The organism is Marinospirillum alkaliphilum DSM 21637, assembly GCF_900119735.1.
Lineage (GTDB): Bacteria > Pseudomonadota > Gammaproteobacteria > Pseudomonadales > Halomonadaceae > Marinospirillum > Marinospirillum alkaliphilum.
In genome coordinates this window covers 141,088-167,047 of sequence record NZ_FPJW01000001.1, presented here as the reverse complement: position 1 = coordinate 167,047, position 25,960 = coordinate 141,088, and the positions used below count along the sequence as shown (strand labels likewise).

The 25,960-nt window shown below is 56.1% G+C and carries 24 protein-coding genes; 2 read left to right on the top strand and 22 right to left on the bottom strand.

Annotated features, from left to right (window positions below):
* Nucleotides 1-63: 63 nt before the first annotated feature.
* From BT114_RS00810 to BT114_RS00765, 10 genes are all read right to left on the bottom strand, one after another.
* Complete coding sequence (locus BT114_RS00810) at nucleotides 64-1,092, bottom strand: TRAP transporter substrate-binding protein (RefSeq protein ID WP_072324420.1); 1,029 nt, start codon at nucleotides 1,090-1,092, stop codon at nucleotides 64-66.
* Between the two features lie 143 nt (nucleotides 1,093-1,235).
* The gene (locus BT114_RS00805) at nucleotides 1,236-2,249 is read right to left on the bottom strand and encodes an aldo/keto reductase (protein ID WP_072324419.1); all 1,014 of its coding nucleotides are present in this window, start codon (nucleotides 2,247-2,249) and stop codon (nucleotides 1,236-1,238) included.
* 21 nt (nucleotides 2,250-2,270) lie between these two features.
* Complete coding sequence (locus BT114_RS00800; RefSeq protein ID WP_072324418.1) at nucleotides 2,271-3,230, bottom strand: Gfo/Idh/MocA family oxidoreductase; 960 nt, start codon at nucleotides 3,228-3,230, stop codon at nucleotides 2,271-2,273.
* A 46-nt stretch (nucleotides 3,231-3,276) separates the two neighbouring features.
* A complete protein-coding gene (locus BT114_RS00795; protein WP_072324417.1) occupies nucleotides 3,277-4,119 on the bottom strand; it encodes a class III extradiol dioxygenase subunit beta in 843 nt (280 codons plus the stop codon).
* 1 nt (nucleotide 4,120) lies between these two features.
* The gene (gene ligA, locus BT114_RS00790; RefSeq protein ID WP_072324416.1) at nucleotides 4,121-4,513 is read right to left on the bottom strand and encodes a protocatechuate 4,5-dioxygenase subunit alpha; all 393 of its coding nucleotides are present in this window, start codon (nucleotides 4,511-4,513) and stop codon (nucleotides 4,121-4,123) included.
* A complete protein-coding gene (locus tag BT114_RS00785) occupies nucleotides 4,510-5,427 on the bottom strand; it encodes an amidohydrolase family protein (protein ID WP_218163429.1) in 918 nt (305 codons plus the stop codon). Before BT114_RS00785 ends, ligA begins: the two co-directional genes overlap by 4 nt.
* A gap of 13 nt (nucleotides 5,428-5,440) precedes the next feature.
* Entirely contained in the window at nucleotides 5,441-6,136 is a 696-nt protein-coding gene (ligK, locus tag BT114_RS00780) for a 4-carboxy-4-hydroxy-2-oxoadipate aldolase/oxaloacetate decarboxylase (protein WP_072324414.1), read from the bottom strand.
* Nucleotides 6,137-6,327: 191 nt separating this feature from the next.
* Complete coding sequence (locus tag BT114_RS00775) at nucleotides 6,328-7,353, bottom strand: amidohydrolase family protein (protein WP_072324413.1); 1,026 nt, start codon at nucleotides 7,351-7,353, stop codon at nucleotides 6,328-6,330.
* A gap of 43 nt (nucleotides 7,354-7,396) precedes the next feature.
* Nucleotides 7,397-8,476: a 4-oxalomesaconate tautomerase gene (locus tag BT114_RS00770; protein WP_072324412.1), complete on the bottom strand. Its 1,080-nt coding sequence runs from the start codon at nucleotides 8,474-8,476 to the stop codon at nucleotides 7,397-7,399.
* A 171-nt stretch (nucleotides 8,477-8,647) separates the two neighbouring features.
* Nucleotides 8,648-9,856: a Bcr/CflA family efflux MFS transporter gene (locus BT114_RS00765; protein ID WP_072324411.1), complete on the bottom strand. Its 1,209-nt coding sequence runs from the start codon at nucleotides 9,854-9,856 to the stop codon at nucleotides 8,648-8,650.
* Between the two features lie 149 nt (nucleotides 9,857-10,005).
* On the opposite strand from BT114_RS00765, the gene BT114_RS00760 reads away from it, so the two are divergent.
* Nucleotides 10,006-10,902, top strand: a complete 897-nt coding sequence (locus BT114_RS00760) for a LysR substrate-binding domain-containing protein (RefSeq protein ID WP_072324410.1) — start codon at nucleotides 10,006-10,008, stop codon at nucleotides 10,900-10,902.
* A 28-nt stretch (nucleotides 10,903-10,930) separates the two neighbouring features.
* On the opposite strand, the gene BT114_RS00755 is transcribed toward BT114_RS00760, so the two are convergent.
* From BT114_RS00755 to BT114_RS00740, 4 genes are all read right to left on the bottom strand, one after another.
* A complete protein-coding gene (locus BT114_RS00755; protein WP_072324409.1) occupies nucleotides 10,931-11,971 on the bottom strand; it encodes a TRAP transporter substrate-binding protein in 1,041 nt (346 codons plus the stop codon).
* A gap of 43 nt (nucleotides 11,972-12,014) precedes the next feature.
* Nucleotides 12,015-13,748 (bottom strand): acyl-CoA dehydrogenase family protein, encoded by a 1,734-nt coding sequence (locus BT114_RS00750; protein WP_072324408.1) that lies wholly within the window; start codon nucleotides 13,746-13,748, stop codon nucleotides 12,015-12,017.
* Between the two features lie 17 nt (nucleotides 13,749-13,765).
* Nucleotides 13,766-15,625 (bottom strand): feruloyl-CoA synthase, encoded by a 1,860-nt coding sequence (locus BT114_RS00745; protein ID WP_072324407.1) that lies wholly within the window; start codon nucleotides 15,623-15,625, stop codon nucleotides 13,766-13,768.
* Between the two features lie 77 nt (nucleotides 15,626-15,702).
* The gene (locus BT114_RS00740) at nucleotides 15,703-16,539 is read right to left on the bottom strand and encodes a p-hydroxycinnamoyl CoA hydratase/lyase (protein ID WP_072324406.1); all 837 of its coding nucleotides are present in this window, start codon (nucleotides 16,537-16,539) and stop codon (nucleotides 15,703-15,705) included.
* A gap of 218 nt (nucleotides 16,540-16,757) precedes the next feature.
* Between BT114_RS00740 and BT114_RS00735 the strand changes: the two genes are divergently transcribed.
* Complete coding sequence (locus BT114_RS00735) at nucleotides 16,758-17,210, top strand: MarR family transcriptional regulator (protein ID WP_072324405.1); 453 nt, start codon at nucleotides 16,758-16,760, stop codon at nucleotides 17,208-17,210.
* A gap of 11 nt (nucleotides 17,211-17,221) precedes the next feature.
* Here BT114_RS00735 and BT114_RS00730 read toward each other — a convergent pair whose 3' ends face one another.
* From BT114_RS00730 to BT114_RS15310, 8 genes are all read right to left on the bottom strand, one after another.
* Nucleotides 17,222-17,962 (bottom strand): ABC transporter ATP-binding protein, encoded by a 741-nt coding sequence (locus BT114_RS00730; RefSeq protein ID WP_072324404.1) that lies wholly within the window; start codon nucleotides 17,960-17,962, stop codon nucleotides 17,222-17,224.
* Nucleotides 17,955-18,689, bottom strand: a complete 735-nt coding sequence (locus tag BT114_RS00725) for an ABC transporter ATP-binding protein (protein ID WP_072324403.1) — start codon at nucleotides 18,687-18,689, stop codon at nucleotides 17,955-17,957. The genes BT114_RS00730 and BT114_RS00725 overlap by 8 nt, the downstream gene beginning before the upstream one ends.
* Nucleotide 18,690: 1 nt before the next feature.
* The gene (locus BT114_RS00720; protein WP_072324402.1) at nucleotides 18,691-19,626 is read right to left on the bottom strand and encodes a branched-chain amino acid ABC transporter permease; all 936 of its coding nucleotides are present in this window, start codon (nucleotides 19,624-19,626) and stop codon (nucleotides 18,691-18,693) included.
* Entirely contained in the window at nucleotides 19,623-20,489 is an 867-nt protein-coding gene (locus tag BT114_RS00715) for a branched-chain amino acid ABC transporter permease (protein WP_072324401.1), read from the bottom strand. Before BT114_RS00715 ends, BT114_RS00720 begins: the two co-directional genes overlap by 4 nt.
* Before the next feature lie 49 nt (nucleotides 20,490-20,538).
* Nucleotides 20,539-21,750, bottom strand: coding sequence for an amino acid ABC transporter substrate-binding protein (locus BT114_RS00710; protein WP_072324400.1), 1,212 nt, complete (start codon nucleotides 21,748-21,750; stop codon nucleotides 20,539-20,541).
* 140 nt (nucleotides 21,751-21,890) lie between these two features.
* Nucleotides 21,891-22,961, bottom strand: a complete 1,071-nt coding sequence (locus BT114_RS00705; RefSeq protein ID WP_143142738.1) for a hypothetical protein — start codon at nucleotides 22,959-22,961, stop codon at nucleotides 21,891-21,893.
* A 188-nt stretch (nucleotides 22,962-23,149) separates the two neighbouring features.
* Nucleotides 23,150-24,358 carry an HD-GYP domain-containing protein gene (locus tag BT114_RS00695; RefSeq protein WP_072324397.1) on the bottom strand — a complete coding sequence of 403 codons (1,209 nt, stop codon included), beginning with the start codon at nucleotides 24,356-24,358 and terminating at the stop codon, nucleotides 23,150-23,152.
* A gap of 233 nt (nucleotides 24,359-24,591) precedes the next feature.
* Nucleotides 24,592-25,956: an ATP-binding cassette domain-containing protein gene (locus tag BT114_RS15310; protein WP_072324396.1), complete on the bottom strand. Its 1,365-nt coding sequence runs from the start codon at nucleotides 25,954-25,956 to the stop codon at nucleotides 24,592-24,594.
* Nucleotides 25,957-25,960: the final 4 nt, after the last annotated feature.

The window sequence follows — 25,960 nt, the reverse complement described above, 5'->3', positions numbered from 1 at the left end:
TTGCCTCTGAAGCACCCTGACTGCTGCGAACAGCAGCAGGATGTCCTGGTTTACGGGTCGGGTTCAGTTGTAATGATTGATCAATTCAACAGCACGATCATAAAGCGCCTGACCATTGGCACCACGCTTGTTCATGTCATCAATCCAGCTGGCAAGCACCGGGCGTGTTGCTTCCACCCAGCGCTGCATTTCAGTGCCGGACAAGGCATAAACATCATTGCCACGGTTCAGAGCGGCATTGCGACCGGCAGCATTGGCAGCTTCAAACTCACCGGACACCCAGGCCGAGGTTTCGCGCCCGGAGTTGTTGTCAATCACACGCTTCAACTCATCAGGCAGGCTATTGTACTTGCGCTCGTTCATGACAAAGATCACGGTGGCGGAAATCATCGCCGTTTCAGCCACCGCCTCCGCATGAAAGCGGGTCATTTCATGAGCACGAGTGGACGGAATCACTTCCCAGGGCACAATGGCTGCATCAATCACACCGCGAGACAGGCTTTCAGCCATCTGAGGCACTGGCATACCGACAGGTGTCGCACCCAGTGACTGCAGCATCTGATTACCCAGGCGTGAAGGTGCTCGCACGCGCAGACCCCGCATGTCTTCCAGGGTGGTTACTTTTTTATCACGCAGGTGGATGTGGTAAGCACCATTCAACCAGGTGGCTATCGGTTTGACGCCACGAAACTCTTCCATGGCATTTTCCTGGATGAAATCCCACAGCGCTCGCGAACTGGCCTTCTGGTCTTTCATGATGAAAGGCAGTTCAAAAACTTCAGAAACCGGGAAACGACCCGGAGTGTAACCTGGCAGGGTCAGGGCAATGTCAACCACCCCGTCACGCGCCTGGTTGATCAACTGGGATGGTGATCCCCCCAGCTGCATGGCAGGATAAATTTCACATTCCAGCCGGCCCTGGGACTCTTCCTTGATTTTTGCACACCAGGGATCAATGAACTTTGCCTGGGCAGGCGCTGTCGGCGGCAGGAAATGATGCACACGCAGCTTGACCGTTTCAGCCTGTGCCAGGCCGGTTGCAGCCAGCATTGAAGTGGCCAGCAGGCCCAGAGTCAAACGTCGAAAGGACATGGTAAACCTCGCGTTTATAGTTGTTTTTGTGTATCTGGCAGCACATCGGCTGCTCAGTGATTTTCAGTTTCTGGCTTTTCCTTGCCCTGATAAAGACTTGAAGTCGGATAGCAGATATCAGGAAATGTTATAACCTGGAGAAATCAGAACTCCTCGGTGTCAATTTCCTGCTGGGTGGCGACATTGTAGCGGGCACCCTGAACCGTCTGCGGGTTGATCAATGCCTCCAGCTGCTGCATGAGCGCTGCATCCAGTTGCAGTTCCATGGCTGCCAGATTGTCGATCAGATGGTCGGGACGGGTGGTACCGGGAATGGCAATCAATTGGTCATTTTTGTGCAGTAACCAGGCCAGTGCCAGTTGGGACGGACTGCAACCCACCTCTTCTGCCAGCCTTTTGTATTGCTGCAACCAGGCAAGGTTGGTTGGCAGGTTGTCCGGCTGAAAACGGGGCATGCCACGACGAATATCTCTGGCATCCAGCGCATCAAAATCTGCCAGACTGTTGAAAGCACCCGATAAAAAACCCCTTGCCAGCGGACTGAAGGCCACAAAGGAGACACCCAGTTCACGGCAGGCATCCAGCACCGCAATCTCCGGATTGCGGGTCCACAGGGAGTATTCAGTCTGCAAGGCAGCCACCGGGTGCACGGCATGGGCACGGCGCAGAGTAGCGGCAGAGACCTCCGACAGCCCGATATCCAGCACCTTGCCTTGCTGCACCAACTCGGCCAGAGCTCCAACACTCTCTTCTATCGGTACCTGCTTGTCCCAGCGATGCAGATAATAAAGGTCGATGTGATCGGTTTTCAGGCGTGCCAAGGCTTCATCACAGGTGCGTAGAATCGTCTCCGGCCGCCCGTCAATCACCCGCTTGCCATCCACCCCGGTCATGCCACATTTGCTGGCCAGATGAAAATGCTCACGGTGCGGTGCCAGCACCTCGCCAACCAGTTGTTCATTGGCACCAAAACCATACAGCGCAGCTGTATCAAAGTGATTCACACCCCGTTCCAGTGCACCCAACAACAGTTGTTCAGCCTGCCTGCGATCCGGTGGCACTCCATAGGCATGGCTCAGGTTCATGCAACCCAGCCCCAGAGGAAAAACCTCAAAACGGCCCAGTCGGCGTGTGGATTTCACAGGCTTGGTGTTCATGGTGTTTCCTCCGGTTAGTGATCAACCTGCCGCATTCAACTGTGCTTCCAGCTGCTGCAATACCCGATAACATGGCAAGACCTGTGCCACGCTGGAGTTGGGTTCATCGCCTTCACGGATGGCACGGAAGAACTCCCGATCCTGCAGTTCAATGCCATTCATGCAGACATCCACCTGGCTGACATCAATGGCTTCTTCCTTGCCGTTGACCAGGTCATCGTAGCGGGCTATATAAGTGCCGGTATCACCGATATAACGGAAAAAGGTACCCAGCGGGCCATCATTGTTGAACGACAGCGACAGGGTGCAGATGGCACCGGTGCTGCTTTTCAGCTGGATGGACATGTCCATGGCAATGCCCAGCTCCGGGTGGATCGGACCTTGCACGGCATTGGCCTGCACGATGTCACCACTGGTCTGGTGAATGAACAGGTCCACGGTGTGCGCGGCATGGTGCCACAACAGGTGATCGGTCCAGGAGCGAGGTTCACCCAGCGCATTCATGTTGCTGCGGCGGAAGAAATAGGTTTGCACATCCATCTGCTGGATGTTGAACTCACCATTGCGAATTTTTTCATTGACCCACTGGTGGCTGGGATTAAAACGGCGGGTATGGCCACACATGGCCACCAGGCCGGTTTCCTGCTGCAGTTGAACCACTGCTTTCGCATCCTTCAGGCTGTCGGCCAGCGGAATTTCCACCTGCACATGCTTGCCAGCCTTCAGACAGGCCAGTGACTGAGAGGCATGCATCTGGGTCGGGGTGCAGAGAATCACTGCATCCACTTCAGGCATTGCCAGCGTTTCATTCAGATCAGTGGTGACATGACCTATGCCATATTTTTCGGCCACCGTGCGCGTCTTTTCCAGATCACGACCGATCAGGGAAACCACCTCCACACCATCAATATTCCTGATGCCGTCCAGATGTTTGATGCCAAAAGCACCGGCACCGGCCAATGCGACTTTAATTGTTTTCATCCTGCACTCCTTGATGCTGAGTGAAACATTTCGGGGTTAGGTTGGGTTAGGTTCTGTTCTTCAAAATCAGGTGACCCACCGCAGTATTGGATGCCGGAACGTGATAAAAGCGGTATACCTCTTCCACATCCAGATCCAGTGCACCCCGCATGATCAGCCACATCACCAGTTCGATGCCTTCTGAACCGGCCTCACGGACATAATCAATGTGCGGCACCCGGGCCTGGGCTTCGGGATCCTTCACCAGTTGATCCAGAAAGGCCTTGTCGAACGCCTGATTGATCAGGCCGGCACGTGGCCCCTGCAACTGATGCGACATGCCACCGGTGCCCCAGATCTGTACATTCAGGTCTTCACCGAAGGATTCAACTGCTCTGCGAATGGCCTTGCCCAGGTTATAACAGCGATTGCCGGTGGGTGGCGGATACTGCACTACATTCACCGCCAGCGGAATGATTCTGCAGGGCCACTGCTCCGGCTCACCGAACACCAGTGACAGCGGCACCGTCAGGCCATGATCCACATCCATCTTGTTGACAATGGTCATGTCAAACTCATCCAGGATGGTCGACTGGGCAATGTGCCAGGCCAGTTCGGAATGCCCCTGCACGGTTGGCACAGGGCGTGGTCCCCAGCCTTCATCCGCAGGCTGGAAGCTTTCTGCACAGCCGATGGCAAAGGTTGGGATCAGTTCCAATGAAAATGCCGAAGCGTGGTCGTTGTAGACCAGAATCACCACATCGGGTTTTTCTTCAGCCATCCACTTTTTTGAAAACTCATAACCGGCAAACAGCGGTTGCCAGTAGTCTTCGCCGGTTTTACCCAGATCGATTGCGGCACCAACGGCCGGAACATGAGAGGTGGTGATGCCACCAGTGATACGTGCCATGTCAACGATCCTCCGATTTACTGCGATTGCCTTCCGGTGAACGACCACCGGCCAGCATCATGTTGCGATATTCTTCTTCTGATACCCCGGTCATGATAGAGGCCAGCTTCTGAAAGGAATTGCCATCAGTTGCACCGATCTTGGCAAGAAAATAGATATTGCCACCCAGTGCAATCATGCGATTGTAATCCCGGTCCAGCACTGCCTGCCGCTGCTCATCACTCATCGGGTACAGCTGCAGATAAGCCTGCTCGTCAGCCTTGAAGGCTTCCCGGTTTTCCGCTTTCATCAGTGACATGCAGAACTGGTTCAGATGAAAACCAATCCGCGATTGGGTGGCATCAAAGATTACCGTTCCCGGTACATCCTTGAATGCATCGTTATAGCCTTTCACTTTACCTCCTCTGGCCAGTACAGGCGCATCGGGTTGTCCACCAGCAACAGATGCTGGGTTTCCGGTGTCAGGGCAATCTGTGGAATAAAGTCCACCAGCAGCCCGTCATCCGGCATGTGGTCTTTCAGGTTAGGGTGGGGCCAGTCGGTTCCCCAGAGCACCCGATCAGGAAAACGCTCAATCAGATGACGGGCAAAAGGCACCACATCCTGGTAGGCCTGCTGTTCACCCTTGAGTGCTTTCGGGCCGGTCACACTCAAGCGCTCCGGACAACTGACCTTGGACCAGATATTCGGATGCTCGGTCATCAGCTTCACAAACAGCTGAAATTCAGGGCCATCCACTGGTTTGCTTACATCCGGACGCCCCATGTGATCCACCACTACAGTGGTCGGCAAACCAGTGAAAAAATCCCAGAGTTCCGGTAGATCCACTGCTTCAAAATAAATCACGATGTGCCAACCCAGCCTGGCGATGCGTGCAGCAATCTCCTGCAGCTCATCCTTTGGTGTGAAATCCACCAACCGCTTCACAAAATTGAAGCGCACGCCTCGCACACCGGCTTCGTGCAGTTCAATCAATTCGGCATCAGTGACGTCGCGGCGCACCGTGGCGATGCCTCGTGCCTTGCCTTTAGAAGCCTTGAGTGCATCCACCAACGCCCGGTTATCTGCACCATGGCAGGTGGCCTGCACAATCACATTGCGTGCAAAACCCAGTTGATCCCGCAGGGCAAACAACTGGTCTTTGGAGGCATCACAGGGAGTGTATTTACGCTCTGCCGCATAGGGAAACTGATCACCGGGACCGAAAACGTGGCAATGAGCATCCACTGCACCATCCGGCACCTTGAAGCACGGCCGGGAGGGGTTGGCATACCAGTCCAGCCAGCCGGGAGTTTTTTCAAAACGCATCATGAGTTCCTTGTCAGTCAATGTACCTGAGTCCTGCTGCGGCCAGGGTTTCACGCATCTTGTACATATCCAGTCCCAGCTCACCGGAAGCCAGGCGTTCACGCTTGGATGCCTCGTTGTTTTCGCGGGCTTCGGCAGCATCAGCAACCTGCTGGGCCTGGGCTGCAGGCACCACCACCACGCCATCATCATCAGCAATCACTACATCACCAGGGTGCACCAGTGCACCGGCACACACCACCGGGATGTTGACCGACCCCAGGGTGGCCTTGACGGTACCCTTGGCATTGATGGCTCTGGAAAACACCGGGAACTGCATGGCGGTCAGGTCCTTCACATCCCGCACGCCACCATCAATGATCAGTCCCTTGCAACCACGGGCCTGAAAGGAGGTGGCCAGCAGATCACCAAAAAAACCATCGGTGTTTTCAGTGGTGCAGGCAGCCACCACCAGGTCACCGGGCTGCAATTGCTCGGAAGCCACATGCATCATCCAGTTGTCACCCGGCTGCAGCAGCACGGTCACCGCAGTGCCGCAGGCATAAGCACCGGTATAAATGGGTCGTATCCAGGCTTTCATCAGTCCGACCCGCCCCATGGCCTCATGGATGGTGGCCGTGCCAAAACGCGACAGTTTTGCCACTGCGGCCGGATCTGCACGCTGAATAGTGCGTTTCACCACGCCCAGTTGGTTGTAATACTCTGTCATGACCTTCTCCTGTTCATTTCCTGAATCACCATTCCTCTGGATGGCTGCACAGGCTCAGGCTCGTGTCCCCCGCCTGCGGCCACCTTCCCGAGTGATATCCTGGGTGGCTGCACAGGCCCAGGTGCGTGTCCCCCGCCTGCATCCACCTTCCCGAGTGATATCCTGGATGGCTGCTTGTTCATGTTTAGTGTTTATCGACCCTGGGCTTTCAGAATGGCATCCATCCGCGGGTAAACCCGACGGGCATTGCCTTCGTAGATCTGGAAGCGCTCTTCAGCCGTCAGGTCAGCCGCTTCAATGTAGCGTTTGGTGTCATCAAAGTTGTGGCCGGTGCGCGGGTCCACACCACGTACTGCACCAATCATTTCCGAGGCAAACAGTACATTTTTCACCGGAATCACATCCGTCAGCAGGTCGATGCCGGGCTGGTGGTAAACGCAGGTATCGAACCAGACATTGTTCAGCAGGTGTTCTTCCAGCTCCGGTTTTTTCAGCGCCTGCGCCAGGCCACGGAAACGCCCCCAGTGGTAAGGAGCAGCACCGCCACCGTGCGGAATCACAAAGCGCAGTTCGGGAAAGTCACTGAACAGGTCCGATTCCAGCAATTGCATGAAAGCCGTGGTGTCACCGTTCAGGTAGTGGGCACCAGTGGTGTGAAAGCAGGCGTTGCAACTGGTGCTGACATGCACCATGGCTGGGATGTCATGTTCAACCATTTTTTCGTAGATGGGGTACCAGTGACGGTCATAAAGTGGTGGCTCCTTCCAGTGACCGCCGGACGGATCCGGGTTGAGGTTGATGCCGACAAAGTTGTATTCATTGATGCACCTTTCCAGCTCCGGAATGCAGGTTTTCGGATCCACGCCCGGCGACTGGGGCAGCATCGCCACACCGATGAAGTTTTCCGGAAAAAGCTCAGCCACTCGGTAACAAAGCTCATTGCAGATGGCGGCCCAGGTGGCGCTGGTGTTGAAGTCACCGATGTGGTGGGCCATGAAGCTGGCACGGGGCGAAAAGAGTGTCAGGTCCAGCCCCCGCTCCTTCATCAGTTTCAACTGATTGCTTTCGATGGTTTCCCGGATGTCGTCATCGCTGATTGTCAGATCAGCCACCCGTGGTGCCAGCGCAGGGTCTTTCAGGCTGGCGATCTGCTGGTTGCGCCAGTCCTCCAGTGCCTTGGGGGCAGTGGTGTAGTGGCCGTGAATATCAATGATCATGTTCTGGCTCCGCAAGGGTTCTGTCCGTTGGACTGATTAGTGTTCACTTCCAGCTGTCCGCTGGAATCATGATTTCGCCGCGCATCAGTAAACGTGCGGTTCGCAGCAGGGCCGCACGGATAATTTTTCCGGGATCGGCCGCATCGGTTTCCAGCTCCACAGTGAACTCACCACTCGGGTGTTCAATCGACAGGTGTTTCACCTGTCCATCCGGCACCACCGCCACACCCTCAGTCACGGATCCGGGCAACACGCAGGCAGTGGCCACCGTGACAGCGGCCAGCACACCCAGTGCTTCATGGCAGACATGTGGGATGAAGCAGCGGGTATTGAGATGTCCACCCTGACGGGCAGGGCTGATCAGGCACATCTTGGGGTAGGTTTTACTGCTGACATCACCCAGCCCCATGGCCACACCAGCCTTCAGGCGCAGAGATTCCAGCCGGGCCCTGAGTTCAGCATCACGGTTCAGTGCATCCACACTTTCATGGCCACTGCGGCCGACATCCTCCGCGCGCAGCAGCACCATCGGCATGCCATTGTCGATGCAGGTGACCTGCAGACCATCAATCTCATCACAGGCCTTGCCTGTGGGGAGCAGCCCGGCGCAAACTGAACCTGCAGTATCCAGAAAGCTGATCGTCACCGGCGCACTAGTGCCGGGCACACCATCAATCCTGGCATCTCCCTGATAGCTCACCTGTCCATCCGGTGTCTGCACGGTGATGTCAGCGGCCATGTCGGTATTGAGTGTCAGCACCCGCAGCGTGGTGGTGTCTCCCTGTGCCTGCGCCAGCCCGGTCTCCAGTGCAAAAGGCACCACGGCAGCCAGCATGTTGCCGCAGTTGGGGGTGGTATCCACCAGGGCCTTGTCTGGAGTCACCTGGGCAAACAGGAATTCCAGATCGATGCCGGGGCGCTGGCTGGGCGACACAATGCCCACTTTGCTGGTCAGTGGATGAGCACCACCCATGCCGTCAATCTGACGCCGGTCCGGTGATCCCAGCACCGCCAGCAACACCTGATCACGGGCAACCGCATCATCGGGCAGGTCTGCCGCATTAAAAAAAGGACCGCGGGATGTACCACCGCGCATGAACAGGGCAGGAATGGCTTTTTGCATGAGTCATCGTCATTGTTGTTTTGATGGGCCGGCCATCATTGGCCGGAACCTGACAAGGACAACTCTACCCTTTTGCCACAGATTCAACCTGAGGCCTTGCGAACTAGCTGCTAGTCAAAAATTGAATGGCTCACGATCCAGTGCATGCCATGCAATAACTGGTACTTTTCATCAGCCTGTCGAGTGGTGACGCACGCCACTGCGTGCAGCAAAAGGAACCAGCACCCAGGCCACCAGTGCAATGAAAATCCCACAGAACCACATGCCCAGCGTCATCGGATAAACACTGTCGCCCATGAACTGCCCAAGCCAGTGACCGATCACAAAAGTCACCAGCACCATGATGAAACTGCTCCAGGCCGAGGCAGCACCGGCTGCACGCGGGAAAGGTCCCATCACACCACTCTGCGAACAGGGCTGGTTAATGCCATGTGCCATGATGAAGAGATACACCGGTAACATGATGGCCAGCAGGCTCTGCACACCCAGCAGTGACAACACCGCCAGCAGGCTTCCTCCCAGCAGGGATAAGGTGCCACCGACAGCCACGGTGCGGGGCACCGAATAATGGCGTAGCAGTCGACGGCACAACATGGTGCCCAGAATGAAGGCAATCGACATGGAGAACATCAGCAGACCGTAAACGGTCGGTGAAACACCCAGCAGTCGGATGAACACAAAAGAAGAACTGACCAGAAACACAAACAGCCCGGCATAGGTTCCAGCCTGCAACAGGGCAAAGCCCCAGAACACCCGATTACCGAGAATGCTGCGCCAGGTCTGCACCAGATAAGCCGGTTTCAGTGCATCCAGACTGGGTGCCTTCAGGGTCTCTTCCAGACGCCATGCCAGCAGTACCAGCAATGCCACCCCTGCCAGCGCCAGAAACATCAGGGCCATGCGCCAGCCAAACAGATCCGTCAGCAGGCCACCAATCGGTGTACTGATGCAGGCCAGTACGCCCAGCCCGGTCAACCCCTGACTCATCAATCTGGCACCGGCTACCGGATCATCAAACAGATCCCGGACCAGCGCCCGTGCACACATGATGGACGCCCCCATTGCAGCCCCCTGCAGCACGCGCCAGGCAATCAGGCTTTCCATGGAAAAGGAAAAGGTGCTGCCAATGGCGGCAAGGGTGTAAAGCGTCAGACCGAACAACAACACCGGTCGACGGCCGAAGCGATCGGATATAGGCCCCCAGATCAACTGGGAAGCACCAAAGGCCAGTAACAGGGCAGACAAGGTCAACTGTGCCTGCCCCATGCTGCCATCAAAAAAATCCGTGATGAAAGGCAGTGCCGGAAGATACAGGTCAGTGGTCAGGGGTTGCAGGCCAAGCAACAGGGACAGGGCCAGTACAGTGAACAGATTGGACATGCAGAAATCAACTCGGGTTGGGATGACAAGTCAGCCCGGCATCTTCGCTCCGGGCCGGAACCAGCTCCACAGACATATCCAGCTAACTGTTATATAAATTTGCAATATCTGTTACCATGACTGCATACCAATAACAACAGAGCAACATCATGGATCTGAAGCAGATTGAATACTTCATTCGTGTGGCGGAGCTGGGCAGCTTTACCCGCGCCTCCATTGATCTGGGCATTGCCCAGCCGGCACTGAGTCGTCAGGTGCGTTTGCTTGAAGTGGAGTTGCGCCAGAACCTGCTGCTGCGCAATGGCCGTGGTGTCACCCTGACCGAAGCCGGCAAGATGCTGCTGGATCATGGTCGCGGCATCATGCACCAGATCGCCCGCACCCGTGAGGAGCTGTCACGGGTTCGCGGCAGCCTGGTCGGCAAGGTTGCTGTCGGTCTGCCGCCCAGTCTTTCAAAAGTGCTCACCGTACCGCTGATTCATGCCTTCAAGGCCCATCTGCCGGAAGCCAGCCTGTCCGTCACCGAAGGCTTGTCATCCGGTATGGTCGAGTCACTGACTGCCGGACGACTGGATCTGGCGCTGCTGTACAATGCCGCCCCTTCACCGGAAGTTGACCTGCTGCCACTGGCCGAAGAGCCCCTTTATCTGGTTCAGAGTGCCCGCTGCCTGCCGGATGAAGAGCTGGCCGTGCCGTTGAAAGAACTGCCTGACCACCCACTGATCACGCCCAGCCCACACAATGCCATTCGCATGTTTGTGGAATCGGAACTGGCTGCACTGGGACTGAAACCAAACATCGTGCTGGAAATTGACAGCATCAATGCCATTCTGGATCTGGTTGCTGATGGTGCCGGATCGGCCGTGCTGTCCATCCATGCCGTCAACAGTCTGGGTGCCCAGCATCAACTGCTGGCTCGCCCGATTGTTGATCCCTGCCTGCACATCAAACTCTACATGGCCTGCAGCGCCCGACGTCCGACAACCCTGACCCAGAAAGCCGTGATGGATCTGGTGCAACAACAGGTTGACCAGCTCTTTTCCTGAGCCGGTCAACCTGGCTTTCAGCGCCGCATCACAAACGGTCGGAGTGCTGACGGATCAGCTCCTGGCCCCGCTCGTACAAGGCACGCGCATTTACATCGTTGCTGGTATTTTCCTGGATCCAGCGATCAATCACCGTCTGACCGGCCTGTCTCCAGCGCTGCATTTCTGCAGGCTCAATGGCATAGATGGTATTGCCTGCATCACGTGCCATGCGCATGCCGGTCTCATGTCCGGACATCAGCACCTCGGCACCCCAGCCGGAAGCCTGCTGGCCGGAGTTGTTGTCAATCACCTTCTTCAGGTCATCCGGCAGATTGTTGTAACGGCGTTCATTCATCACAAACACCATGGTGGAGGTCAGCATGGTGTAATCCCCTTCTGTCAGGGCATGGTAACGGGTCAGCTCATGCAGACGGAAGGCAGGTACTGCTTCCCAGGGCAAAACAGTGCCATCAATGATGCCGCGCGACAGGCTCTCACCCATCTGGGTCACCGGCATGCCGACCGGGGTGGCGCCCAGTGCTTCAATCAGTCGATTACCAAGACGAGACGGCCCTCGAATGGAAACACCCCGGAGATCTTCAAGGGTTTGCACCTGGCGATTGCGGAAGTGCAGGTAGTTTGAGCCATTCACCACCGTGATCAGGGGTTTGACGCCACGAAATTCCTGCAGACTGTTTTCCTGAATGAAATCCCACAGTGCCATGGAAGAGTTTTTCTGCTCCGCCGTGAAGAACGGCAATTCAAACATTTCCGTCAGTGGAAAACGACCCGGTGTATAACCCGGCAGGGTGAAAATGATATCCGCCACACCGTCACGCGCCTGATTGATCAGTTGCGGTGGTGTGCCACCCAGTTGCATGGCCGGATAAATCTCACACTGCAGGCGACCCTGGGACTCTTCCTGAATCCGGTCACACCAGGGCTGTATGAAGCGTGAGTGCAAGGGTGCGGTGGTTGGCATGAAATGCGCCACACGCAGCGTCTGGGTCTGAGCTGTTGCCATGGTCGACAGACCCAGTCCGGCCACGGTCAGCATGACTGCCAGGGTTTTGCTTTTTCTGAACATCACTTCGCCCTCTTTGTTGTTGTTCTGACTTGTGCGTCTTGTGTTACTCAATCCAGCTCAGGTGAGCCAGAGGATAACAGGAGGCTTCAACCATCCTGATTCGGTAATCCGCTTCCGGTAACAGATAGCGGAAATAAAAATCTGCCGTGGCCAGCTTGTGCTGATAAAAAACCGGGCCGGCGCTGCCCTTCGCCTGCAACGCAAGGCGCGCCGATCGCAGCCAGCCATAGCCCAGCAGGTACAGGCCCATCAATTGCAGAAAGTCATCGGCGGCGCGCAGCGGACGCTCAGCGTCCGGCGTCTTCTGCAATGGCTCAACCAGTTGCTGCAATGCCTGGGTCAACTGCTGCAGATGCCTCCAATAAGCGTCCAGCTCGCTGTGAGATGTAGCCTGCTGAATTTCGGCATCCACCAACGCCAGCAAACGCTGCAGTTGCTGCCCCTGATCAGCCAGTACCTTACGCAACAGCAGGTCATTGGCCTGAATCTCATTGGTGCCTTCATAAATCATGGCAATGCGGCTATCCCGCAGGGTTTGTTCAATGCCGTATTCATGGGTGTAACCGTAACCACCAAACACCTGCAAGGCCGAGCTGGCCAGCCTGAAGCTGCGATCAGTGAAAAACGCCTTCACCACTGGTGTCAGCAAACCAGCCAGGGCTTCATCCTGTTGATCCAGCAGTTGTGCAGTCCAGTAACCGATCACCCGCATGCCTTCACTGAAAGCCCTCAGCTCCAGCAATCTGCGGCGCATGGCCGGATGCCAGTGCAGCGGGGCAGGGTCACGTAACAGCTCACCCGGTGGTGGTGGTGCCCGCATCTGGGTTCGCTCCAGCGCATAAGCTGCGGCCCGCTGGCGCGACGCCTCGACATGCCCCAGCCCCTGCTGTGCCACTGACAGGCGTGCTGCATTCATCATGCTGAACATCGCCTGCAGACCGGCATGGGGTTCACCAATCAGCCAGCCGGTGGCTCCCTGGAAACTCAGACTGCAGGTGGCACTGCCTCTGATGCCCATCTTCTTTTCCAGGCTGTCACAGTAGACTGCATTGCGCTGCCCACCGGGATGGTCCAGCCATTTGGGCACCAGAAACAACGAAATGCCACGGGTCCCGACTGGTGCATCCGGCAGGCGAGCCAACACCAGATGGATGATGTTGTCGGTCAGGTCCTGATCACCACCGGAAATGAAAATCTTGCTGCCGGTCAGTCGATGCGCCTTGCCGTCCGACTCAGCCTTGCAGCGCAGCTGCCCCAGATCACTGCCCGCCTGAGGTTCGGTCAGGCACATGGTTGGCAACCACTCACCGGACACCAGCTTCGGCAGGTATCGATCTTGCAATTCAGCCGAGGCAAAACGGGAAATGCACTCATAGGCCCCGTGCGCAATGCCGGAATACATGCCAAAGGCATGGTTGCAGGCATAAATCATTTCCGTCACGGCAGCCTGCAGCACTTGCGGTAACTGCTGCCCACCCCAGTCCTCACTGCAGGCCATTGCAGGCCATCCGGCATCCACAAATGCCTGCCAGGCCTGTGGAAAACCTGCCGGGGTTTTCACCTCACCCTGTTCCAGTCGGCAACCTTCCAGATCACCGCTGCCATTCAGTGGCTCCAGCACCTCACTGCAGAAACGACCGGCTTCCTCCAGAATCTGGTCGGCCGTTTCCGCATCCAGTTGCTGATACTGCGAATGCTGTTGCCAGAAGGAATCAGCCTGCAGCCATTCCTTCAATACAAACTGCATGTCCTTCAGCGGTGCCTGATAACGCCACATCGATTTTCTCCAGTCACTCAGGACTTCATGGGGTCAGCATCAACCCGATCCCTGTCTTCACCGGCATAAAGTGCGGTGATCTTTGCTGCCCGATGCTGCAGCACTGCGCGCTGATTGATGCTGCCCTTGTCGGTCACCTCGCCCTTGTTGATGGAGGGTGAATCAGCCAGCAGGCAGGCCCAGGCCACACGGCTGGAGCTGCCTCGTGCCTCAAGGTTGACCTCTTGCAGCAAGTCTTGCAGCCAGGTCCGGGCAGCAGGACTGCTGATCAGCTCGGCCAGTGAGGCATCCGCTTTTGCACCTGGCAGTTCACGCAAGGCCTCAACACGCGGGAAAACCAGCAGACCGATTTCATCCTGATCCGGAGCGGTGATCACCACATCCTGAATCACCGGTGAACCAGCCAGAATGATGCGGGTGCGCAAGGGACCGACACTGACAAACACACCGGTGGAGAGCTTGAAGTCCTCGGAAATGCGGCCATCAAACATCAGGCCCAGCTCGGGACGCTCTGGATCAACAAAACGGATGGCATCACCGGAACAGAAATAACCCTGCTCATCAAAAACCGCACGGGTTTGCTGCTCGGCACGCCAGTATCCGGGGGTGACATGCGGGCCACGATAACGGGCTTCCAGCTTGTCACCAACCGGCACCAGGCGAATCTGGCAACCCGGAGCAGGCAGACCGATGTAACCGGGCAGATCCACATCACCGGTGGTGAAGGTGCAGGAAGGTGCGGTTTCGGTCATACCCAGCCCGGCCATCATGCGAATCCGCTCACCACAATGAGCCAGACTCACGGCATCCAGGCGCCGTCGTACAGCATCGGAAAGCCCGGCGGCCGCAAAAAAGAACAACTGCATGCGCTTGAAGAAGGTGTTACGCAAATCTGCATCCTGCTCCAGTGCTGTGACCAGCTCTTCCCAGCCTCGCGGCACCGTGAGATAGGCAGTGGGTGAAATCTCCCTGAGATTACGGAGGGTTTCAGCAAACAACTGAGGCGTGGGACGCCCTTCATCCATATAAAGGGTGCCGCCGTTATAAAGCACGATGCCAATGTTGTGACTGCCACCAAACACATGATTCCAGGGCAGCCAGTCGACCAGCACCGGCGGTCGCTCTGCAAAACAGGGAAAGGTCTGCAGCAACATCTGCTGGTTGGCGCACAGCATCCGGTTGGTGGTCATCACTCCCTTGGGCTGACTGGTGGAACCGGAGGTGTAAAGTATCTTGGCGAGGGTATCCGGCCCGGTGGCTCTGAACACGGCCTCAGTGGTTGCATCAGGCTGTTGTTGCTGAAGATCGGCAAACGCCACTGCCGGAAAACCCTCAACACTGCCGGACACACTGATCAGGGGGGTACCGGGTTTTGCCACGGCACTGATGGCCGCTGCAAACGGAGCAGTATCCGTGACAAACAATGCACCGGGAGTCAGTTGTTCAAGGATGGCGGCCAGCTTTTCATAATCTGTGGCCAGCAAGGAGTAAGCCGGTGAAACGGGGCAATAGGGAATACCGGCATACATGGCGGCATAAGCCAGGGTCAGATGATGCAGGTCATTGCCGGACAGGATCGCCAGCGGCTTGTCCGGCCCCAGATCCAACTGGCGCAATCCGGTGGCCAGGCAACGCACTTGCTGCAGCATCTCGGCATAGGTGATGTGCTGCCAGTCACCGCCCTGCTGTCGCATGGCCACAAAAGTCTGATGTGGACGCAATTCAGCCCAGCTCACCAGACTGTCCAGCAAGCGAGACTGCAGGGGCTGCAAAGCCTCAGCCGGCTCCAGGTGAAAAGCCTGCTGCTGTGTCACCCGCAGACCCGGATAACCGATACGCACATTTCTGGCATTTTTCTGTTCAAGTAAGGCGGACACCGATCCGGCCTCCTTATGCTGTTGTTTTTATAATTTTGCTGCCACAGGCGGGACCATCAATGGCCCCGCCAGCCAAATCAGGTGCGCTTGTAAGCTTGCAGACCCGGCTTGATGCTCTTGTCATCCAGGAACTGTTTGAGTCCCTGTTCACGACCCTTTTCAGGATCACGCAACTGTGCCTGATCCAGCTTGGCGTAGAGGTAATCCTCCCCCTGCTCCCAGGTCAGCTCGCGGCAACGCTTGAAGCCATTTTTGGCCGCTCGCAGCACCACCGGATTCTTGTCCAGCAGCTTGCCTGCCAGCGCAACCACTGCCGCTTTCAGTTCTGAGCGCGGCACACTGGAGTTGATCAACCCCATGGCAGCAGCTTCCTTGCCGGTGAAGGTATCACCGGTCATGATGTAATAAAGTGACTGGCGATGACCCACGGTATCTGCCATGGCCTTGCTGACCAGGTTACCGGGCGGAATGCCCCAGTTGATTTCTGACAGACCGAACACTGCCTCATCTGCCGCAATCGCCAGATCACAGGCCACCAGTGGGCTGAAACCACCACCGAAACACCAGCCGTTGACCATCGCGATGGTCGGTTTGCTGTACATGCGCAACAGTTTCCACTGCCACTCGGATGCCTCGCGGCGTATCTTTTCCTGCAGGATTTCAGGACCACCGTCCACTTCACGGAAGTATTCCTTGAGATCCATGCCGGCAGTCCAGGCATCCCCTTCACCTGTCAGCACCAGCACCCGCACATCCTGATCCTGCTCCAGAGCACCCAGTGCATCAATCATTTCACGGTTGAGCGTGGGACTCATGGCGTTGCGTTTTTCCGGGCGATTGAAATAAAGCCAACCAATGCCTTCAGCGGTGACTTCAGCCTTGATACAGGTCCAGCGATCCTTGTATTTGCTCATATCTGCTTCTCTTGTTTTGTTTTGTTGAAAGTTTTGCTTTGATGAAGCGGCTGATGTACTGCAGCCATTTAGTTAACTTAATTAACTATATTTCATGATTGCAGCCTAGTACAAGATCAAAAAACAAGATAGTTAATAGAACAAACTTTTATAGCTTCCCTGATGCAAAAAAACTAAAATGACCAGCTGCCAACATCACAATCACATCGGAAAGTGCCATGGATCCCGTCAATAGCCGTACCACCAGCCCCAGCACAATTCTTCTGGATGATCTGCTGGGTTATGCCCTGCGCCGTGCCCAGTTAAAAGCATTTCAGTGTGTGGTTGAGGCATTTGAACCCTACGACCTTCGCCCTGCGCAGTTTTCCGCACTGGCCATCCTGGAACAGAACCCCGGCATCATGCAGGCAGACCTGGCCAAGGCACTGGCCATTGAGCCACCTCAGGCAGTGGTACTGGTGAACAAGCTGGAGCAACGCAACCTGGCCTTGCGCATTCGCTCCCAGACTGACCGGCGCTCTTACGGACTCTACCTGAGCCGCCAGGGTGAAAAGCTCCTGAATGAACTGAAAGAAATCGCTCAGCGCTGCGACCTGGAAACCACGGCAGCACTGAGCGACTGTGAACGCGAGGAACTGCTCAGGCTGCTGAAAAAACTCTGCCTGAGCTGAGCGATCTGATTTCACCCCGCTCGTTTTGCTGCAGCACCGCCCAGATAAGCGTGCTGCACGGCAGGGTCTGCCAGCAGTGCAGCGGCCTGGTCACTGCCGATGATCTCACCGTTTTCCAGCAGATAACCCCGGTCTGCAATCGCCAGACTCTGACGGGCATTCTGCTCCACCAGCAGAATGCCCAGACCGGTGTCGCGCACCCTGCGCAATGAACGAAACAGCTCAGAGGTCAGCAGCGGTGACAGGCCCAGTGAAGGTTCATCGAGCATCAGGATCGCCGGTGCCGACATCATTGCACGACCGATGGCCACCATCTGCTGCTCACCGCCACTCATGGTTCTGGCAATCTGTCGGCGTCGCTCAACCAGCTTCGGAAAAAGGCTGTAAACCAGCGCCAGATTCTGCTGCTCCTGTTTGCGGGCACGTTCTGAATAAGCACCCAGACGCAGATTCTCCTCTACACTCAGGTCACCGAAAATGCCCCGCCCTTCCGGCACCAGCGCCAGCCCGGCTTCAACAATCCGGTGCGGCGGCAGATCGGTCAGCGGCTGCTGACCCAGCAGCATCTCTCCCTGTTGACTGGGCACCAGCCCGGCCAGTGCATTCAGAAGACTGCTCTTGCCTGCACCGTTGGCACCCAGAATCACCACCAGCTCTCCGGGTGCCACCTGCACGGAAACACCCCGAAGTGCAGGATGCTGCCCATAAGCCACCACCACATCCCGGCAGCTCAAACCCTGATCATCACTCATCGTCTTTCCCCAGATAGGCCTCAATCACTGCTGCATCAGACAGCACGTCTTCCGTGCCGCCTTCACTGATCTTGCTGCCACTGCTCATCACTACACATCGGTCACAGAGGCTGCGAATGGCATCCATCACATGTTCCACCAGCAGGATGGTGCGCCCTTCATCACGCAGATCTGCAATCAGCTCGATGCCCTGCTGCAGCTCCGTGGGATTCAGTCCGGCCAGCCATTCATCCAGCAGCAGAACCCGTGGATTGGATGCCAGGGCACGCGCAAGCTCCACCCGTTTCTGATCGATGTAGGTCAGGCTGGAGGTGGGTGCATCAGGGTCATGCATCACCCCCACCCGCTCCAGTAACCGCCGGGCATGGTGATCCAGCTCGGAACCCCACAGCTGCTGGTGACCAAACACCGCACCGGCTTTCACATTTTCAAGAATCGACAGGGAGGGCAGCATGCGCACCAACTGAAAGGTTCGTGCCACACCACTGCGGGCAATCCGGCGTGCCGGCAGTCGCGAGATGCAGGTGTCCCCCAGCCAGATTTCACCGGAGCTTGGCGGCAGGGCACCGGAGATCAGGTTCATGGTAGTGGTCTTGCCGGAGCCATTCGGACCGATCAAACCCACCACCTCATGTTCGTGCACATCAAAACTGATGTTGTTGACCGCCACCAGGCCACCAAAGCGGCGCGTCAGGTTGCGTACTTCAAGTACCGTCGGTTTATTCATCTCATCCTCCCCGGCGCTGCCTGATTTTATGCAGTTGCTGCTCCAGCACACCGGCCACACCCTGCGGGATGAAATAAACCACCACCAGGAAAGCCAGCCCCATGAACAACACGGTCTGCCCCGGAAAGTTTGCCGCAATCAATTCCCAGACAATGGCAAAAGGCACCACGCCCAGCAGCGGCCCCCACAGGCGATGCACCCCACCCAGCAAGGCCATCACCACTACCATGAAGGATAACTGAGGTGAAAAAGCCATGGACGGCTCCACATAAACAAAACGTGGTGCCATCACTGCGCCCACCACGGCTGCAAAGGCGCCGGACAAGATGAACAGCAGTACTTTGGTTCGGGCAGTGTTGATGCCGCTGTGCCGGGCCACCAGCTCATCATTGCCAATGATGCGGATGGCAAAACCCAGACGTGAACGGTTGATCAGCCAGCCCAGCAGAAACACCAGTGCCAGCAGCCCGAGCAGTTGCCAGTAAATCTGTGCTTCGGTGATATCGGTGAACACATAACTGCCCCGACTGCCGGTGAAGTTGTTCTGATACCAGGTCACCAACTGACGAATCAGCTCAGCCAGTCCCAGAGTGAAGATCACAAAATATACCCCGGACAGGCGCAGTGTGGTCATGCCCACCAGTGCTGCCAGACCTCCGCCCAGCAGTGCCGCCATCAGCAGCAACAGCGGATAGGAAAACACTTCCAGGCCATTGGCCAGGGTATAGGCGCCGACACCATAAAAAGCTGCAGTGGCCAGCGAGATGTAGTGAGTCGGCCCGGAAAACAGTGACCAGGATGTAGCCAGCACGGCATACATGGCAATCGGCACTGCCAGTGCCATCAGGCGATCATTGGCGGGTATCAATGGCAACAGCGCCAGCAGACCAAACACCAGCGCCACCAGTACCAGGCGAATCAGTTCCTGCTGTTTCATAATGCACTCCTCCCGAACAACCCCTGGGGGCGAAACAACAGAATCAGAATGAACAGAAGGTATGCGGCGGCCAGTGTCAGCCCCGGATCCAGCAGGGTGGCCACCAGGGTTTCAGCCAGCCCCAGCGCAAGCGCTGCAACAATGGCACCGCGGATATCACCAACCCCCCCCATGATCACAATCACCAGTGCCTTGATGGTGAACACCACACCAATGGAAGCATCAAAGGTCAGGAAGGTGCTCAGCAGGGTGCCACCAGCTGCAGCCACGGCACCGCCCAGCGCAAAGGTCAGGGCGGCCACTTTTTTCACATCAATGGCCACCAGTCCGGCTGCCCTGGGGTCAACCGCCACCGCACGTATGGACAATCCCAGTCGGGTGCGATTGATCAACAGGTACAGACCACCACAGATCACCGCAGCCACCGCAAAAGCCAGCACCCGGTTCTGGCTGTAATTGCTGCCCAGCAACTCAATCGGCCGTGCCAGCCAGGAGTAACTGAAGTAGCTGCCACCAAAAGCCATCAGCATCACTCCAACCAGCACAAAACTCATGCCGAAGGTGGCCAGAATGCTGTCCACTTCCAACTGGCCACGATTTTTTGCACGGCGCACCAGCGGCAACAACAACCAGTTGTAAATCAGCCAGTTAAAGGCAAATGCCAGAGGAACCACAAAAAACAACGCCACATAAGGACTGACACTGAACGCCGTATACACCCAGAAACCGGCAAAGGCACCGGCCACCAGCATTTCACCACTGGCCAGATTCATGATGCGCGCCACGCCATACTGGAGTGACAGTCCCATTGCAATCAGGGCGTAAATCCCCCCCAGAAACAATCCGGTCAGCAGAATCACCATAATTTTTCACTCAGTTGGCGGTGCACCCTGAATGGATGCACCGTCTTGATCATTTCCAGCCGTTCTTGATAGTTGGAGCCACGGCACCGGGCAGATTGCCTTCCGAAGCAATTCCCTTGAACTCACCGTCCTGCCACTGACCCACGGTCCAGTAACTGCGGATCTGCTGGTTCTCGAAACGCCACTCACCCATCACCGTCTGAAAGGTGTTGTTCTTGATGTAGTCAGTCACCGCAGCACGATCAACGCCACCCACCCCTTCAATGGCCTGCTCCAGCACCTGGAAGCTGGCATACTGCACGGCACTGGCCCAGAAGTCTGGAGCTTGCCCCGTTACTTCCTGATGCCGCTTTTGATAGGCTTGAAAAGCATCAGAGTCAGCATTGACACCACCCACACCCATCACACCATTGATGGCATCACCAAAACGCCCCTTGTAGGACGGAAAGGGAGTGCCCACTGCGGTGTAAAAAACCTTGACGTCAAGGTTCTCGACCTGTGCCAGTTCCGTCAGTGCAAAGGTATCCGGCGGATAGGAAAAGGCCACAAAGGCATCCGGGCGGGCAGCCGCTGCACCGCGCATCACCGGCGTCAGATCCTGGGTACCCAGCGGGTAAGAACGGTTGAACACTATTTCAAACCCCTTTTCCTGCAGTGCCGGACGAGCAGCCTGTGCCAACTCGATGCCAAAGGCATCGGCAACATTGACCAGCGCCACCCGGTTGCCGATCTCACCGGCTTCCCGCAACTGGACCAGTGCATCCACCACACCGGCAGCCAGCACCGAAGTTTTGCCCAGGGTGAAGAATATCCGCTCATAACGGGCTGACAGGGTATCGGTCTGGTCCGTGATGGTACTGACATTCACCATCGGGTAACCGTAACGGTCAAAAATGGGTGCCGCAGCCAGTGCCAGCCCGGTGCTGTAAGGTGCCAGAATGAAATCGGCCCGGTCATTGGTGGCCAGACGCTGCACGGCACGAATGGTTTCCGCCGGATCCGTGCGGTCATCGTATTCAATGATGCGAATCGGACGTTTGCTGCCATCGGCCATCTGCAGACCGCCACGGGCATTGACCTCATGCTCCCAGAGTTTGACATTGGGCCAGTAGGTCACTGCCGCGCCACCGGCCATGGGTCCGGTTTTGGATGCAGCAGCCCCGATCAGGATGGGTTCTGCTGCCTGAGCTGCAGAAAGGAAGGTCATACTGCCTGCCAGTGCCAGCGGCAGCAGCTTCTTGATCATCAGCCAGCGTTTCATGGAACGCCTCCTTATTGTTGTTGTGGCTTGCTTTTTTGATACATATCAAATGGTTATATTTTCAGGCTAAAAAAGCCCGTCTGAATCAGACGGGCAACGCCACATAACTGCTTGAGGTACATCAATCGCTGACAGACCGCTTAGAAGCCGTACCTGGCCTGGAAAGTCAGCAGGGTATCGGTGTAGTCGTCATCATTGTAGATTTCGACTTCACCACCCAGCTCCACACCCAACTGAGTCCGGTAAATCGCATTCACGAAAACTTTCTGGTGATCTTCATGGCGCGGGCCGGAAAGTCCTTTCGGACGATCGGCTGGGCGACGTACAACGGTACTGCCAGCGCCGCGGGTTCCCATGGCATCATCACTGTGCATGATCTGCTCAACCACCAGGTTGGTGCGCAGACGATCAGTCAGCTTGTACTGCGCTGAAACAGCCACACCGTCATAGTTGTCTTCATCCGTGATGAAGGATGCACGCAATGTCAGATCATCCGTTACCGGCGCGCGAACACCCACAATAAAGCGGGTCTTGGCTTCGGAATCGCCGGAACCATCAAATTTGTCCAACTGGTACATCTGGGCACCGACATGCAGCCCGATGCCATTGAAAGTTGCACGATAGTTGGCGGTCAGGTCAGGCACAGCAGTACCGTTGTCACCCTGCAACTGGCGATCCTCAAGTGACACGGCAAAGGAGCCGGCATCACCGAGGTTAAAGTTGCGGCCAAAGATGAAGTTACGACTTGCCCAGGAAGAACCCGCAGCCAGAGGCACGGGCGCCAGAACTTCACCGCCACCGGTGAAATCGGCAAAGTTTGACCAGGTCCAACCTGCCACATAATCACCCCAGAACAGGGCACGATGACGTCGACCCGGAGTTGCCCCTGACACCTCATCCTCCAGCAAAACACGTACTTCGCCGTATTCCGTACGGGTACGAATATCAAAATTCAGACGCGTTGTTGCCTGATTGATGCCAAAGGAAGTATCCGCATCGGCATTGCCGCGATCTGCATCATTGTCCGGATTGGCCCATACCGCCTGCGCAAAGATAATGCCGCCGATGCCAACCGTGGTGTTGTCATTGGCCTGGAAGGTCACGGCATGGGCAGAAGCAGCAAACATGGCAGCCGCCAGAGGCGTAACAGCCAGTGCGGCCAGTTTGCCGATATTAAATAATGGAGCTTTTGATAAGCTTTTTGATTTCATAATTCACCTGTTTTGTTTTTATAAGTGTTACAGCAAGGAATTTCCTTTCGGAGGTGCACCTGCCATGAAGCAAGTGTTTGCATTCTTGCTGAGTTTTTCAGGTGAAGACACGGCACAGGGGAACTAACAGCTATACCAAAAACATATAGCGCAAGTGCGAGATAAGATTTTTTATCTAACGCCGAGGTTCAACGCAACCCGCGAATGAATGGGTCCACGTTGCTCAGGTCAACCTTGATGTTGACCCTCAGGGCATCAAAGCCCCACAGCTGGGAAGGGTCAACTCTGACCCGGTCGGTAGGATCACACACGTGGCGAATGCCAAACTCTTCTTCACCGGAGTTACGGCGGCGGGGAGACGGATGCATGTTGCCATCCGGTTTTTTGATACTGGCTACAAAAGGCGCTTTAAAATCACTGGAGCGCCCCACCACCACAGCCAGCTCACCATTGTTCAGACGAACATAAATACCCGGCGGATACAGCCCAAGCTCATTGATGAAGATGCGTGTGAGTTTGTCATCAAAACTGCTGCCACGCTGAATAAAAAGGTCTTTTAAGGATTCGGTAAGTTTCAGCGGGCCACGATACACGCGGGGGGTCACCATGGCTGAATATACATCAGCCAGTGCCAGGACCAGGGCTTCGTGGCGAATTTGATTCCCCCTTAAGCCTCTGGGATAACCCGTGCCATCCACCTTTTCATGGTGCTGCTCGACCAGTTCAATCCACAGTTCATCATCCACACCTGATTGACGCAGTTTATTTGCACTCATCAGCGGGTGGGTGTTGATCATCTTGCGTTGAGCGTCACTCAGTGGACCTTTTTGCTGGTTGAGTGCTTTTTGATAGGGGTTCATGGCCAGATTGGAGGTCAGGGCTGCTGACAGGGTACTCAGACGCACATCCTGAGGCACCTTCAACCGCTCCAGGATCAGCTCTGTCAGCACCGCTATCTGCATCGGGTGGTGCACATGGTATTCAAAACGATCCGACAGGTGCACAGCGCCCATCAGCGCGTCGGCATCATAACGAACCAACCCCTGCAGGTTAACAATGATGTCCTGAATGCGCCGCTTCACACTCCCTGGTGACAGCTGACGGCGTGTTTCCAGGTCTGCAAACAGGGATTCCAGCTGCAGACACAGATCATCAAACTCGGCAAAGGGGTTAACACGGCCTTTAAAAGTCACCGGTTGACGAACCGGCCCTGCAACCACTTCACGGGCAAAGTAGCCCACCTGTTCGAGTAGCCGCAAAAAATCTTCGGAAGGAACCAATGCACCTTTTTTCAGCAGCTCCTGCCCTTTTGCATCGCAGACAGCCCAAGGCGCAGGCTGCCCTGCCTGCAATTCGCCGGAAGAAATCTTCAGCAACTCAAAACCTTTTGACGACATGATGCTTCTCAGATGCACATTATTAATATGAACTTAGGCCGACAGGTTACAGGATGTCAACAGAAGGTTTCTGCTCTTTTCCTAATTTGCGCCATACCAATTCTATACATTTAAGCCCGGCCTTATCGACTCTTTCCAACCATAAATGCTCAACCCTGGTTAACGAAAAATTATGCGCCCATAAAAAAAGCACTGACAGTCACCTGCCAGTGCTTTTCACAACCTGAGAGGGTTTACATGCCCAGGTAGGCTTCGCGCACCTTCTCGTTGCTGAGCAGTTCTTTACCGGTACCCGACAGCACCACTTCGCCGGTTTCCAGCACATAACCACGATCCGCCAGTGCCAGCGCCTGAGACGCATTCTGCTCCACCAGAAACACCGTGATGCCTTCGTCCTTGAGTTCACGAATGGTCTGGAAGATTTCTTCCACGATCAGCGGTGCCAGACCCATACTAGGTTCATCCAGCAACAACAAACGGGGTCTGGCCATCAGCGCCCGTCCCATGGCCAGCATCTGCTGCTGACCGCCGGACAACTCACCCGCCAGGTTATGGCGTTTCTGACGCAGGATCGGGAACTTGCCGTAAATCTTTTCCAGATCCTCCATCACTTCCGGCGTCTTGCCACGAGTGTAAGCACCCAGCAGCAGGTTGTCATGCACACTCAGGTCCTTGAAAACCTGACGACCTTCCGGCACCTGCACAATGCCTCTGGCCACCCGCTTGTCTGCCGGAATTTTTGCCAGATCTTCACCTTCAAACAGCATCTGCCCCTTGTCGGTGGGCTGCAAACCGGAGATGGTCATCAGCAGGGTGGATTTACCGGCACCGTTGGCACCCACCAGTGAAACGATTTCACCGGTTTTGATGCTGATATCCACCTCATGCAGCACTTCGATCTGACCATAAGAAGTCACCAGCCCCTTGATCGAGAGCATTTCCTGCCCTTGATGGTGGGCCGTGACTCGACCGGTATGCGCCAGTCCCAGACCACCCAGGCGTTCCGGAGTCAGGCTGATGATGCGGTGACGCAGCTCACGGAACTCTTCGCGCACCCGGTCACCAAACAGCGGATCATCCTGCTGATCCCGCGCACTGATGATCTGGTCCCAGTCTTCCGGTGCCAGCACTTCACGCGCACGGGGAATCACCACCCCTTCTTCTTTTTTGATGTGTTTGCGCAGCGCCACACTGAAGCGGCTCAGGGCGTGACCAAAGGCTTCCCGGCCATTTGGCCAGTTGACCATGCACTCACGCAACAGTTGGCGCAGCTCCAGCAACTTCTGGTGACCAACCACATAACCCTTTTCCAGTTTATCCAGCAGCGGCGCGGTTTCCGGTGCCTTTTCGCGCAACAGTTTATAAAGACGAATTTCAGTCGGCTGGCTGTGCACTCGGTTGGAGAAGTGTTCGATGTAGTCAAAAATGGTACTGAACAACAATTCATCCGGTTGGCTGGCATTGATGTTCATGTCCTGTTCCAACTGGTCCAGCAGATCAATGATCCGCCACAACCCCTGGTGTTCACGAATGATGATGCGGATGGCCTGCTCACTGCGGGAGCGGGCAGGCGCAATCTGATTTTGGTCTTGCGTCATGTTC

Bases quoted from the DNA above. Each gene is read 5' to 3' on its own strand.
- BT114_RS00810 (WP_072324420.1), bottom strand. From the start codon at position 1,092: ATGTCCTTTCGACGTTTGACTCTGGGCCTGCTGGCCACTTCAATGCTG.
- BT114_RS00805 (WP_072324419.1), bottom strand. From the start codon at position 2,249: ATGAACACCAAGCCTGTGAAATCCACACGCCGACTGGGCCGTTTTGAG.
- BT114_RS00800 (WP_072324418.1), bottom strand. From the start codon at position 3,230: ATGAAAACAATTAAAGTCGCATTGGCCGGTGCCGGTGCTTTTGGCATC.
- BT114_RS00795 (WP_072324417.1), bottom strand. From the start codon at position 4,119: ATGGCACGTATCACTGGTGGCATCACCACCTCTCATGTTCCGGCCGTT.
- BT114_RS00785 (WP_218163429.1), bottom strand. From the start codon at position 5,427: ATGCGTTTTGAAAAAACTCCCGGCTGGCTGGACTGGTATGCCAACCCC.
- ligK (WP_072324414.1), bottom strand. From the start codon at position 6,136: ATGACAGAGTATTACAACCAACTGGGCGTGGTGAAACGCACTATTCAG.
- BT114_RS00775 (WP_072324413.1), bottom strand. From the start codon at position 7,353: ATGATCATTGATATTCACGGCCACTACACCACTGCCCCCAAGGCACTG.
- BT114_RS00770 (WP_072324412.1), bottom strand. From the start codon at position 8,476: ATGCAAAAAGCCATTCCTGCCCTGTTCATGCGCGGTGGTACATCCCGC.
- BT114_RS00765 (WP_072324411.1), bottom strand. From the start codon at position 9,856: ATGTCCAATCTGTTCACTGTACTGGCCCTGTCCCTGTTGCTTGGCCTG.
- BT114_RS00760 (WP_072324410.1), top strand. From the start codon at position 10,006: ATGGATCTGAAGCAGATTGAATACTTCATTCGTGTGGCGGAGCTGGGC.
- BT114_RS00755 (WP_072324409.1), bottom strand. From the start codon at position 11,971: ATGTTCAGAAAAAGCAAAACCCTGGCAGTCATGCTGACCGTGGCCGGA.
- BT114_RS00750 (WP_072324408.1), bottom strand. From the start codon at position 13,748: ATGTGGCGTTATCAGGCACCGCTGAAGGACATGCAGTTTGTATTGAAG.
- BT114_RS00740 (WP_072324406.1), bottom strand. From the start codon at position 16,539: ATGAGCAAATACAAGGATCGCTGGACCTGTATCAAGGCTGAAGTCACC.
- BT114_RS00735 (WP_072324405.1), top strand. From the start codon at position 16,758: ATGGATCCCGTCAATAGCCGTACCACCAGCCCCAGCACAATTCTTCTG.
- BT114_RS00730 (WP_072324404.1), bottom strand. From the start codon at position 17,962: ATGAGTGATGATCAGGGTTTGAGCTGCCGGGATGTGGTGGTGGCTTAT.
- BT114_RS00725 (WP_072324403.1), bottom strand. From the start codon at position 18,689: ATGAATAAACCGACGGTACTTGAAGTACGCAACCTGACGCGCCGCTTT.
- BT114_RS00720 (WP_072324402.1), bottom strand. From the start codon at position 19,626: ATGAAACAGCAGGAACTGATTCGCCTGGTACTGGTGGCGCTGGTGTTT.
- BT114_RS00715 (WP_072324401.1), bottom strand. From the start codon at position 20,489: ATGGTGATTCTGCTGACCGGATTGTTTCTGGGGGGGATTTACGCCCTG.
- BT114_RS00710 (WP_072324400.1), bottom strand. From the start codon at position 21,750: ATGAAACGCTGGCTGATGATCAAGAAGCTGCTGCCGCTGGCACTGGCA.
- BT114_RS00705 (WP_143142738.1), bottom strand. From the start codon at position 22,961: ATGAAATCAAAAAGCTTATCAAAAGCTCCATTATTTAATATCGGCAAA.
- BT114_RS00695 (WP_072324397.1), bottom strand. From the start codon at position 24,358: ATGTCGTCAAAAGGTTTTGAGTTGCTGAAGATTTCTTCCGGCGAATTG.
- BT114_RS15310 (WP_072324396.1), bottom strand. From the start codon at position 25,956: ATGACGCAAGACCAAAATCAGATTGCGCCTGCCCGCTCCCGCAGTGAG.